The sequence below is a fragment of the Pseudomonadota bacterium genome, assembly GCA_030775045.1.
GTDB lineage: Bacteria > Pseudomonadota > Alphaproteobacteria > JALYJY01 > JALYJY01 > JALYJY01.
In genome coordinates this window covers 1-11,305 of sequence record JALYJY010000061.1, presented here as the reverse complement: position 1 = coordinate 11,305, position 11,305 = coordinate 1, and the positions used below count along the sequence as shown (strand labels likewise).

Here is an 11,305-nt window from a genome sequence, read left to right as displayed (position 1 = left end):
CCCCTGCTGCATACATGGTCCCTTGGTGTGGAGGAGCAGTTTTACCTCATCTGGCCTCTTTTGCTCATCCTCATTCACAAGGTATGGGGCCTCAGGCGCAGCCCGGTCATTCTGGGCATCCTTTTTATCCTGAGCCTGCTGGCAAGAGAATATCTGGTCCGCACCAATGCCATGGATGCTTTTTATCTTCCCTGGTCACGGGCCTGGCAGCTCTCCCTGGGCGGCATGGTCTCACTGGCTGTCCTTCCCGCAATTCAGGGAAAAAAAGGGGTCGAATTCTTTTCCGCGCTTGGTGTTTTCCTGATCCTGTTCTCACTGTTGTTTCTCGATGAAAAGGGTATGCCGGGATTCAAGGCCCTTGTTCCGTGCCTTGGCGCGGCCCTGTTCATCCATGCGGCCCGGCAGGAAACGGGCCTTGCCCATACAATCCTTTCCTCCAGGATTATGGTATTTACAGGTCTGATATCATACTCTCTTTACCTGTGGCACTGGCCTCTTGTCGCGTTCTACAAAGGTTATTTCAGTGCGGAACTTGATGTACAGGCCCGTATTGCCATCATCATTGTTTCCTTTATTCTCGCCTGTGTTTCATGGAGGTATATAGAACAGCCCGCCAGGCGCCTGAAAATATCCCCCCGCAAGATCATCAGCGCAGGGGTGTGTACCATAATGGTTTTCATCCTTGCATCAAATGTTCTCAAGCTCCGCCACAGTGCAGCATGGCGGGTCAGCTATGAGATGGACAGGGCGGAGCTGCGACCCCATGATCTGTACGATATCTGCGCCGGGGAAGGCGGAGCATTTGACAGGCAGAACTGTATCATAGGCCCCAACAAGGATACCTATGAGGTTATTGTGAGCGGCGATTCCCACGCCGCCCATTACATGCCGACAGTCGTGGAATGGGCGAAAAGCAGGGACCTGACTGTGCGGATGTTTTCACGCCGCGCATGCTCCACTTGGGTTGAGAGCAGTGAAGTGAAAATGAAAGCCGGCAAGCCAGATACGTATTGTATGGATCTGACGAAGGCGTTCTATGATGTTCTGGAGAAGGATACCAGTATCCGGTATGTCTTTCTGGGTCTGCGCCTGGCCGGAGATTCAGAAGACCTTCGCCGCTCGCTGAAGAAAATAAAATCCGCAAACAGGGCCGTTTATTATCTGGGAAGTGTGCCCGAGTTCAGGGAAGATCCCCATGACTGCATGATCAGGAACCATGTCCTGGTGTCAAAATGGTTCCCACGGGAGGGCAAGGACTGTATGACCCTGGATCCCGGTTATGCCCGCAGGGTTGTGCAGGGTTCCCATGCCAGTCTTCTGCCTTTGCTGAAAAGTCTTGATATTCCCTATTTTGATCCTTTGCCCCTGATCAAAGTGCCGCGCAATGAGGATGGACAGTTTATATATATGGATAATCATCACCTCAACCAGTATGGAGCGTTGTACTTGGTTCCGGGCCTGAAAAGCTTTATTGAAAAAAATGGATGATGCCTGCGAGCGTACAGGAAGTGAATCCGCATTTCAGACGATGACGCGGCCTTTCCGGCGTCAGAGCCAGCGCCGGACGCTGTGGCGGTATTCCGCGTATTTTTCTTCGTGTATTTTCAGAAGATGCGCCTCCTCCAGCCGGACCTGGATCTGTATCAGGATGTCTCCGGCCACGGCGATGGCCAGTGTGAGGGCGTTGGGCTGGACCAGAAACAGGCCACACAGTCCCAGGCGCATACCCAGAAAAACAGGATTGCGCGACAGGGCGAACAGGCCGTCTGTGACCAGGTTTGCGGCGCGGCCTGTATCAATGCCGATGCGCCAGGACCGGCCCATATGAATCTCGGCCAGTGCTGTCCACAGCAGGGCAACACCAAGCATGATCCAGCCCATGATAGTCAGAACCGGGTCCTCCAGCCATTCCATGGGCCCCGCGAACGCCTGCAGTTCAGGGAACAATGCGCTGGCCAGCAGCCACAGGGTCAGGACCACCAAAAGAATACGAAACGCCCGCATGGAAAAGCGATGGGTATTGTCAGGCCCGGCAGAGTTGTAAGGGTTGATGCCCGTCTCTCGCCACACCCACACCGACCGCCACACAAAGGCAATCAGGAAATACACTGCAAAAAAGGCCAGAAGCAGCCAGGGTTCTATGGATGCCTGGAACATTGTATCATCTCCCATAAAACCATCTGATCGGGACAACTATTGACGCAAGTAAAAACAGGTCATAGCACTTTTTCTCCGGGATAAAGGATTGTTCCATGTCGCATAATTCATACATTCTGAGACTTCACGGTCTTCAGGGTGCGCGGGTAAAATTCCCGTCAAATGATGCTCCTCCGAGGGTAACTGTTCCTGTGCAATGTTGTGACTTTCTGGAAGTTGAAGGGGCCCCGTCAAAAGGTCCCCTGTATGTTCACGCTTCCTGGCGGGTGCTCTGGACCAATACAGAAATGACGCTCAGGATTAGTGGAACCCGGCCATTCTGCGTCGGCATTCTCGGCAATGAGATATTGCATATGCGCACAATAACTTCCTGCCTTTCCGGTCAGGTTGGCAACACTGTCAGCCATGTTCTGGGGAATTGTTCCCTGGCAGAGATTTTGAGGGGATGGAAAGACTATATTTTTGCCCGCGCTGGTGAAGATATGGGTCAGACCGGTCGGGAATATCAGGAACTTCTGGAGGCCTTTGCTGAACACATCACAGCAACAAGAACTGGACGTGCAGCCAGGATACTTTCCTTATAAAGCAGGTTTTTACCACCAGAACCACCCGATCAGGACGATCAGACCCAGGACCATGGCGAAGGCGTAGTGGTATACGTACCCGGTCTGCAGGCGGCTGGTGAGGGTGGCGGCGCGTTGGGTCATGGCGGCGACTCCGTCCGGGCCCAGGCCGTCGATGATGGCTCCGTCGCCCTTCTTCCAGAACACTTGGCCCAGCCAGAGCGAGGGTCGAACGAACATCTGATCGTACAGTTCGTCAAACATCCAGCGGCGATAGATGAACACGTACACGGGCCGGAACACGCTGGCCAGAATACCTGGCACTTTCGGTGCGGCTATGTACAGCAGATACGCCAGCACGATGCCTGTTATACCAGCGATTGTGGGCAACAGCTTGACCCAGTCGGGTACGTGATGCGCAAGCGCTATAATATCAGATCCCTGGGATAACTTTCTTAGATCTATAGAACTGAGCCAAAATGGCTCTATAGAGCTGAGCCAAAATTCATATCTATCGTCTCCCACGAACCAGTCGTACGCATACCAGCCCGACAGCACAGCTCCCACCGCCAGCACAAACAGCGGGATCAGCATGATCAGGGGGGATTCGTGCACATGCTCCATGGTTTCCCGGTCGGCGCGGGGCTTGCCGTGGAACGTCAGGATCAGCAAGCGCCAGGAATAGAACGCGGTCATGACGGCGGCGGCGATGCCGATCCAGTAAGCGAACTGGCCCACGGCCGAGTGCGCTCCGAACGCCGCCTCGAGAATAATGTCCTTTGAATAATATCCGGCGAAGAACGGAATGCCCGCCAGCGCCAGCGACCCGATCCACATCATCACGTATGTCACCGGGATCTTCTTCCAGATGCCGCCCATGTTGCGGATGTCCTGCTCGTCCGACAGGGCGTGGATGACCGACCCTGCGCCCAGGAACAGCAGGGCCTTGAAGAACGCGTGGGTCATCAGGTGGAACATGGCGGCGGAATACGCGCCTACGCCCAGGGCGAAGAACATGTATCCCAGCTGGCTCATGGTGGAATAGGCGATGATGCGCTTGATGTCGTTCTGTACCAGGCCGATGGTGGCGGCCACAAAGGCTGTCAGCGCGCCCACCACGGTGACGACCTGCAGGGCCACGGGTGCATATTCGAACAGTGGTGACAGGCGCGCTACCATAAACACGCCCGCGGTCACCATGGTGGCGGCGTGGATGAGGGCCGAGACGGGCGTGGGGCCCTCCATGGCATCGGGCAACCACGTGTGCAGGCCCAGCTGGGCGGATTTGCCCATGGCGCCCATGAACAGCAGCAGGCACGCCACGGTCAGGGCATGAACCTCGACGCCCAGAAAATTCATGGTGAGGGTGGCCAGCTGGGGCGCCTCGGCGAAAATGCTGTCGAACTGCACCGATCCGAACAGGACGAAGATCGCCATGATGCCCAGCGCAAAGCCGAAGTCGCCCACACGATTGACCAGAAAAGCCTTGATAGATGCGGCGTTGGCGCTGTCTTTCGTGTACCAGAAATTGATCAGCAGGTAGGAGGCCACCCCGACGCCTTCCCACCCGAAGAACATCTGCAGCAGGTTATCGGCGGTGACCAGCATCAGCATGGCAAAGGTGAACAGGCTGAGGTACGCCATGAAGCGCGGCTTGTGCGGATCGTGGCTCATATAGCCCACGGAATACAGGTGCACCATGGCGGACACGACGGTGACGACGACCAGCATAACAGTGGTCAGCGTGTCGATGCGCAGGGCCCAGTCCACCCGGAAATCACCCACATGGACCCAGGACAGCAGGGGAATGGTGAAGGCCTGCACCCCCGCCAGGGCCGTCTGTGAAAACAGGATAACCGACATCGCCGCTGCGGCCAGCACCGCGCTGCATGTGACCAGCTGGGCTCCCCGGTCGCCGATGAGGCGCCCTCCGAATCCTGCGACGAGGGCGGCCAGAAGGGGAAGAAAAACGATCAGGATGGGAAGCATGGGAGCCTTCAGGCAGAAAGAAAAAGCCTTCTCCTGTTAGACCAGAAGGCCTGAAAGATCAAGCCGCAGCGGGTGGATTAACGGGCGAGCCCACGGGCTTGCAGCTCCCGCACCAGCTGTTCCCGCGTGCCGGGGTACTGGACGATCATTTCGGCCGAGGAAGCGGTGACCAGCAAAGGCTTGACCACCAGGCCGCGGATGGTGGACAGGGCATAGCGGATTTCCATCCAGCGCTGCGGCGTTTTCAGGGTGGCTTTCAGGGGAACCTCGATGACGGCGGGCTGGCTGTCATACCAGGAATAGGGCAGAGGCGCCAGCGCAGTCTGTACCGGTTCCCGGAAGGCATCGCCTCCGTCCGCCACGGTGTCCAGGAGGCCCAGGGCCGCGGCCCGTCCTTCGGAGAACAGGGATGGATCCGTCACAGGAGCCCGCATGGTCATGAGGCCGCGGGCGGGGGTCCACAGGGTGACCTCCACAATGCCGGACGAATCAGGGGTCTGCGAAAAGGCCGTATCCAGCGTCACCAGCGCAACGCCGCCGGCCCGGTATTTTTCGGCCAGCCGGCGCAGGGCCTCACCGTCCGCCAGGGCGGCAGCCGTGCCGGACAGCATCTGCCTGTCCTCCACATCTCCGTCTGTCACCACAAAATCCACAGCCCGCCGGCGCACAGGAACGTTCCATTCCGTGATCCAGGGATCCGTGTTTTCCCACACAACAGGCCCCGACGAAGTACGATGGACCGGCACCAGAAGGATCCAGCCACTGGCCTGTGCGGTTCCGGGAGCATTCCATGTGCGGGCTGTGGTGCGGGCCTGCTGCACCGGGTTCAGGAAGGACAGGTCGTTGCGGATATCCTGCACGGACCTGCCCGGGGCGGGATTCGGGCTGCCCACATTCAGGCCGACCCGGAAAATTCCCCTGTAATTCTGGCCCGAGGCCTTTTCCTCGACAACGTCAATAAAGGCCGTGGCTGCGTCAGCCTGGTCCTGCGGGATGTCTGTCCCGGCGAAACCCTGCTGCTGTCGCCACAGGAGCAGCGCCTTTTTCCGCGCTTCCGCCATGGCCCTGTCCCTTGCCGCTGCGGCATTGTCCGCCACCACATCCACCTGGATATTGTCCATGGTGACAGTGGCCGCCAGCACAGGCGGGCAGAGCATGATGCACAGAAGGACAAGGGCCATGAAACGCATGGGGGGACTATAGTGCGTGGTGTCTGAAAAAACCACAGACTCTTCCTTGACCACACGAATGGATATGGACAGAGTACGCTCCATGGAAAAAAAATCCCAAAAAAAGAAGATGCCGGCCGTGGGCCTGGAAGTGATTGTGGAGCACAATGGCTGGAGCGACGATCTGTCCGGTCTGGATGCTGTGGTGAACCGGGCGGTCCGGGCAGCCATTGCGGTTGCTGATCTGCCTGAAGAGGTGCGCGGAGCAAAAGAACTGGAAGTGACCGTTATCCTGTCCGATGATGAAACTGTCCAGGACCTGAACCGCACATGGCGGGGCAAGGACAAGCCGACCAATGTCCTGTCCTTCCCCTTTCTGGAGCCCGGGGGGGAGGGGGAAACTGCTTCCGGAAATACGTGCTTTCCTTTGATCCTGGGCGATGTTATACTTGCCTTTCAGACTGTCGCGGCGGAAGCCGTACAGCAGGACAAACCCCTGGACCACTACGTGTCCTGGCTGGTTGTCCATGGCATCCTTCACCTGCTGGGGTACGACCACGAAACCGATGCTGAAGCCACGCGCATGGAGCGCCTCGAGACCAGGATCCTCCGGGACCTGGGCATTCCTGATCCACGGGCTTCCGGCAAAAACGGCCCCGCACATTCCTGACACAGAGAAATGAACGACGACACGCGATTGCCCCGCAACGACGGGGCCGAACACACTGAAACCCAGTCCAGTCCCTTCATGTCCTGGCTCCGCCTTCTTCTGCGTGGGCGGGAGGACGATTCTGCATGGGACAGGATCCAGGATATGGTGGAGGAGCGGGAAGAGCCGGTAACCGGCGAGGAACGCACCCTGCTGTCCAACGTCCTGAAGCTGCATGACAGGACAGTCAGCGACGCCATGGTGCCCCGGGTGGATATCATCGCGCTGGAGGTCCAGACCCCGTTTGCCGAAGTCGTGCGCCATATGGCCGACGAAGGCCACAGCCGGGTGCCGGTATACCGGGAAACGCTGGATGACGTGGTGGGTATGGTCCACGTCAAGGACGTTCTGGCCTGCATGGCGGCGGGAAAGGAATGCACACTGGCGGAAATTGTCCGCCGGATTCCGGTTGTGACGCCGGGAATGAAAGTGCTCGACCTGCTGCGCCAGATGCGCCAGGACCGCCACCACATCGCCCTCGTGGTGGATGAGTACGGTGGCATCGACGGCCTCGTGACCCTGGAGGATCTGGTCGAGGAGATCGTGGGCGAGATAGAGGACGAGTATGACGAGGAAGCCGCCAGCCATGCGGTGATCCGTCCGGACGGGACCATGGTGGCCGATGCCCGCCTGTCTGTCCGCGAATTCGAGAGAAAGGCCGGTCCTGTTCTGACGGACGTGGAGAGGGAGGAAGTGGATACCCTGGGTGGTCTGGTGTTCTCCCTGGCGGGGCGCGTTCCCCGGCGCGGGGATATCCTGAATCATCCGTCAGGTCTGGAGTTCGAGGTTCTGGAAGCAGACTCCCGCCGGGTCAGGAAAGTGAAAGTGCGCAACCTTTCCGGACATGCGTCTTCCCCGCCTCCCTCTGCAGGGGAGTAAACAGATGCCGCTGGCCCGCTGGCTGTCCGGTCTGACTGGCTGGAAACGGGCTCTGGTTCTCGCCGCTCTGGGCAGTCTGGCCACGCTGGCCCTTCCGCCTGCGGGTCTCTTTCCCCTGCTGTTTCTGGTCTTTCCGGCCCTGCTGTGGGTTCTGGATGGTGCCCGGACGCGCTGGCAGGCTTTTTTCACCGGCTGGCTGTCTGGTCTTGTCCACTTTGTCCTGGGCCTGTACTGGATTTCCTTTTCCCTGTTTACGGATATTGCCCGGTTCTGGTGGGTTCTGCCTCTGTCCGTAGGCGGATTACCCGTGCTGCTGGCCGTATTCACCGGCCTTGCCACGCTGGTCACCTTTATGGCGGGACAGCGGGGTATTGCGCGGATCCTTGTGTTCGCAACGGCGTGGAGCGCGGGTGAGTGGCTGCGGGGCCATCTTTTCACCGGGTTTCCCTGGAGCCTGACAGCCTATGCCTGGGTGGATATTCCGCCTGTCCTGCAGTCGGTGGCGTGGATAGGATCATATGGCCTGGGCCTTCTGACCGTGGCTCTGGCATCACTGCCCGCCCTGACCGGATGGTTTTCCCTGCGGGACAGACGGGTGCTGGTCCCTGTATCTGCCGGCATTATAGTGGCTGTCCTGGTTACCGGGGTCGGGCTGTGGCGCCTGTCCGGTGCGGGGGAGCAGGCCCCCATGGTTCCCGGGGTGATGCTGCGTCTTGTCCAGCCGGCCATTGCCCAGACCCTGAAATGGGATCCGGCGGTCCAGGCGGCGAACCTCCGCACCCAGATTGACATGTCCCAGGCGACTTCCCCCCGGCTTCCCACAGTGGTTATCTGGTCTGAGACGGCTGTTCCCTGGGTTCTGAACGAACAGCCTGATCTGCGGAAAACGCTGGCGGATGCTGCCCCGCCCGGAGGTGTTCTGCTGACCGGGGCCCTGCGTACGCAGATCCAGGAGGGGCAGAAGCATTTCTACAACAGTGTTTTTGTCCTGGATGGTCAGGGAAATATCATAGCTACGGCCGACAAGTTTCATCTGGTGCCTTTTGGCGAGTTCATCCCTTTCCGCGAATACCTGCCTGTTGATCCGGTCGCGGCAGGGGCAACAAACTTCTCCCGCGGGCCGGGGCCGGTGACAGTATCCGTCCCGGGCCTTCCGCCTTTCAGTCCGCTGGTCTGCTATGAGGCCATTTTTCCCGGTGATGTGGCCAGCCGGGGCAGCCGGCCACAGTGGCTTCTGAATGTAACCAACGATGCCTGGTTCGGCATATCGGCCGGGCCCTGGCAGCATTTTGCCATAGCCCGGGTCCGGGCGGTGGAGGAGGGGGTTCCCCTGGTGCGGGTGGCCAATACCGGCATTTCCGGTGTTGTGGATCCCTGGGGCCGCATTGTGACCCGGAGCCGCCTGGGAACTGTGGAAATCCTGGAGTCCGGCCTGCCACAGGCCCTGCAGGATGGGCCCATTTTTGCCCGTTACGGAAATAAAGTTTATGGAATCATGCTCCTGATGACAGTCCTTTTTACTATCGCGGGGGTTGTAAACAGGGGAAGAAACAAAAAAAGTACTTGAATTACCCGACATAATCATTAGTTCTTCTGGTCAATTATTAGCTACCAAAGCTAAGCATGACAGAGAGAACCTGATGGAACAGGCAGTTCGTCGCCGCGGGGGCCGGCCAAAATCAGATGGCCCAAGCCCTGTGGACAAAATCATCGGCTCAAGATTGCGCCTGCGGCGCATCATTATGGGTTACAGCCAGGACAAGCTGGGCCGGATGATCGGCCTGACATTCCAGCAGATCCAGAAATACGAGCGGGGGGCAAACCGCATCAGTGCCTCGCGCCTGCACCGGTTGGCCGGTGTGCTGAATGTTCCTGTCTCGTATTTTTATGAAGACAATCCTGCAAATTCCGCTGTTCCCGGATTTGTTGAGGGGGATCAGGTCCCGTATGAACCGGATCCCGTTCCGAACCGCGAGACACTGGAGATGGCCCGGGCCTGGCAGAAAATCCGGGATCCGCGTGTGCGTCGCCGCATATTCGAGCTGGCAAAAGCTGTGGCCAGCCTGGACAATCCGGACCAGATACCGGACAGCCTTCCCTGAAAGACCTGCTGTCTTGTCACTGGCCCGGCCCTCCGGTATTCAGGGGCAGCGGACAGCAGGGAGGGACCATGAGAAGGCACGACTGTATATTCACCAGTGAATCTGTATCAGAGGGGCATCCGGACAAGGTCTGTGACCGGGTTTCGGACGCTATCCTGGACCTGTATCTGACAGCGGATCCCCACGCGCGCGTGGCTGTCGAGACGCTGGCGACCACCAATCGCCTGATCCTGGCAGGGGAGGTTCGCGGGCCTGCATCCATTGGCCCCGCAGAGCTGGAGTCCACAGCCCGTCACGCTGTGCGCAGCATTGGCTATGAACAGGCCGGCTTTCACTGGAAAAAGATGGATGTGACGGTTCTTGTCCACGCCCAGTCCCCGGATATCGCCGTGGGGGTGGATGCCGGAGAGGACAGGGAGGAAGGGGCGGGGGACCAGGGCATTATGTTCGGCTATGCCTGCCGTGAGACGCCGGCCCTTATGCCTGCTCCTGTCTGGTATGCCCATGCCATCCTGCGCTCGCTGGCCGAGGCGCGTCATTCCGGGGCGCTTCCCCTGCTGGGGCCCGATGCCAAAAGCCAGGTCACCCTGCGCTATGCCGGCGGAAAACCCGTGCGGGTGGAAAAGGTTGTCCTGTCCCACCAGCATCATGAATCCCTGTCGCAGGCTGATGTACGTGCCATGGTCTGGCCCCATATCGTAAATGTCCTGCCGCCGGAATGGATGTGCGCACCGGAAGATGTGCTGGTCAATCCCACAGGCCGTTTTGTGGTTGGCGGCCCGGACGGCGACACCGGCCTGACCGGGCGCAAGATCATTGTGGACACCTATGGCGGCGCGGCGCCCCATGGCGGGGGGGCCTTTTCCGGCAAGGACCCCACCAAGGTTGACCGCTCGGCCGCCTATGCGGCCCGGTATCTGGCGAAAAATGTGGTGGCTGCGGGTCTGGCGGACAGCTGCACCATCCAGATTTCATATGCTATCGGTGTGTCCCGGCCCCTGTCGTTCTGCCTGGATACCCATGGCACCGGCCATGTGGATGAAACCCGGCTGGCGGATGTGCTGCAGCAGCTGGTGGACCTGAGGCCCCGCGGAATCCGGGAACGCCTGCAGCTGAACCGGCCCATCTATGCCCGGACGGCGGCCTATGGGCATTTTGGCCGGGACCCGGAGCCGGACGGAGGGTTTTCATGGGAAAGGACGGATCTGGTCGATGACCTGCGTAACGCCTTTGCCTGACAACCCACAGTCCCCGGTCCGGCTGAATCTGTACGGCCGCCGCCAGGGCCGCCCCCTGCGTCCTCACCGGAAAGCCCTGGTACAGGACCTGCTGCCGCGCCTGCGCATCGACCTGCCGCCTCCGCCGGGAAAGATTGATCCGGCGGCGCTGTTCCCGCCGCAGATAAAAGAGATATGGCTCGAGATCGGTTTCGGCGCCGGGGAGCATCTGGCGGCCCAGGCTGCGGCCCATCCTGATACCGGCATTATCGGGGCAGAGTTTTTCATGAACGGCGTGGCCAGCCTTCTGGGCCATATGGAGCGTCAGGGGCTGTCCAACGTGCGGATTGTGCCCGGGGATGCCCGCCCGCTGCTGGACACCCTGCCGGATGCGTCCATTTCACGCTGTTTTGTGCTGTTTCCGGACCCCTGGCCCAAAAAGCGCCACGCCTTCCGCCGCTTCATCGGTCCGGAGAATCTGGACCGGTTGGCCCGGATCCTGAAGCCGGGAGCCTGGTTG

Annotated in this window: 11 protein-coding genes; 8 read left to right on the top strand and 3 right to left on the bottom strand. The window is 59.5% G+C overall.

The genetic code is table 11. The features are described from left to right. Positions 1-1,488: acyltransferase (locus M3O22_06425; GenBank protein ID MDP9196381.1), on the top strand; the 1,488-nt coding region annotated here is incomplete at its 5' end. 60 nt (positions 1,489-1,548) lie between these two features. On the opposite strand, the gene M3O22_06420 is transcribed toward M3O22_06425, so the two are convergent. After that, positions 1,549-2,157: an isoprenylcysteine carboxylmethyltransferase family protein gene (locus M3O22_06420; protein ID MDP9196380.1), complete on the bottom strand. Its 609-nt coding sequence runs from the start codon at positions 2,155-2,157 to the stop codon at positions 1,549-1,551. A 95-nt stretch (positions 2,158-2,252) separates the two neighbouring features. On the opposite strand from M3O22_06420, the gene M3O22_06415 reads away from it, so the two are divergent. Then, positions 2,253-2,741 carry a hypothetical protein gene (locus M3O22_06415; GenBank protein MDP9196379.1) on the top strand — a complete coding sequence of 163 codons (489 nt, stop codon included), beginning with the start codon at positions 2,253-2,255 and terminating at the stop codon, positions 2,739-2,741. Positions 2,742-2,750: 9 nt separating this feature from the next. On the opposite strand, the gene nuoL is transcribed toward M3O22_06415, so the two are convergent. Next, entirely contained in the window at positions 2,751-4,709 is a 1,959-nt protein-coding gene (nuoL, locus tag M3O22_06410) for an NADH-quinone oxidoreductase subunit L (GenBank protein MDP9196378.1), read from the bottom strand. 77 nt (positions 4,710-4,786) lie between these two features. Next, positions 4,787-5,983 (bottom strand): hypothetical protein, encoded by a 1,197-nt coding sequence (locus tag M3O22_06405; protein ID MDP9196377.1) that lies wholly within the window; start codon positions 5,981-5,983, stop codon positions 4,787-4,789. Here M3O22_06405 and ybeY point away from each other — a divergent pair. From ybeY to M3O22_06375, 6 genes are all read left to right on the top strand, one after another. Continuing rightward, positions 5,982-6,548 carry an rRNA maturation RNase YbeY gene (ybeY, locus tag M3O22_06400; protein MDP9196376.1) on the top strand — a complete coding sequence of 189 codons (567 nt, stop codon included), beginning with the start codon at positions 5,982-5,984 and terminating at the stop codon, positions 6,546-6,548. The genes M3O22_06405 and ybeY overlap by 2 nt on opposite strands. Positions 6,549-6,557: 9 nt before the next feature. Continuing rightward, positions 6,558-7,466, top strand: a complete 909-nt coding sequence (locus M3O22_06395; GenBank protein ID MDP9196375.1) for a hemolysin family protein — start codon at positions 6,558-6,560, stop codon at positions 7,464-7,466. Between the two features lie 4 nt (positions 7,467-7,470). Continuing rightward, entirely contained in the window at positions 7,471-9,033 is a 1,563-nt protein-coding gene (gene lnt / locus M3O22_06390; GenBank protein MDP9196374.1) for an apolipoprotein N-acyltransferase, read from the top strand. 73 nt (positions 9,034-9,106) lie between these two features. Beyond that, complete coding sequence (locus tag M3O22_06385; protein ID MDP9196373.1) at positions 9,107-9,568, top strand: helix-turn-helix transcriptional regulator; 462 nt, start codon at positions 9,107-9,109, stop codon at positions 9,566-9,568. Between the two features lie 68 nt (positions 9,569-9,636). After that, positions 9,637-10,806 (top strand): methionine adenosyltransferase, encoded by a 1,170-nt coding sequence (gene metK, locus M3O22_06380; GenBank protein MDP9196372.1) that lies wholly within the window; start codon positions 9,637-9,639, stop codon positions 10,804-10,806. Beyond that, positions 10,781-11,305, top strand: a 525-nt coding sequence (locus M3O22_06375) for a tRNA (guanine(46)-N(7))-methyltransferase TrmB (GenBank protein ID MDP9196371.1), incomplete at its 3' end; no start/stop codon positions are given. The genes metK and M3O22_06375, both read left to right, overlap by 26 nt.

Excerpts from the sequence above, each read along its gene's own strand:
- M3O22_06420 (MDP9196380.1), bottom strand. The coding sequence starts at position 2,157 with ATGTTCCAGGCATCCATAGAACCCTGGCTGCTTCTGGCCTTTTTTGCA.
- M3O22_06415 (MDP9196379.1), top strand. The coding sequence starts at position 2,253 with ATGTCGCATAATTCATACATTCTGAGACTTCACGGTCTTCAGGGTGCG.
- nuoL (MDP9196378.1), bottom strand. The coding sequence starts at position 4,709 with ATGCTTCCCATCCTGATCGTTTTTCTTCCCCTTCTGGCCGCCCTCGTC.
- ybeY (MDP9196376.1), top strand. The coding sequence starts at position 5,982 with ATGGAAAAAAAATCCCAAAAAAAGAAGATGCCGGCCGTGGGCCTGGAA.
- M3O22_06405 (MDP9196377.1), bottom strand. The coding sequence starts at position 5,983 with ATGGAGCGTACTCTGTCCATATCCATTCGTGTGGTCAAGGAAGAGTCT.
- M3O22_06395 (MDP9196375.1), top strand. The coding sequence starts at position 6,558 with ATGAACGACGACACGCGATTGCCCCGCAACGACGGGGCCGAACACACT.
- lnt (MDP9196374.1), top strand. The coding sequence starts at position 7,471 with ATGCCGCTGGCCCGCTGGCTGTCCGGTCTGACTGGCTGGAAACGGGCT.
- M3O22_06385 (MDP9196373.1), top strand. The coding sequence starts at position 9,107 with ATGGAACAGGCAGTTCGTCGCCGCGGGGGCCGGCCAAAATCAGATGGC.
- metK (MDP9196372.1), top strand. The coding sequence starts at position 9,637 with ATGAGAAGGCACGACTGTATATTCACCAGTGAATCTGTATCAGAGGGG.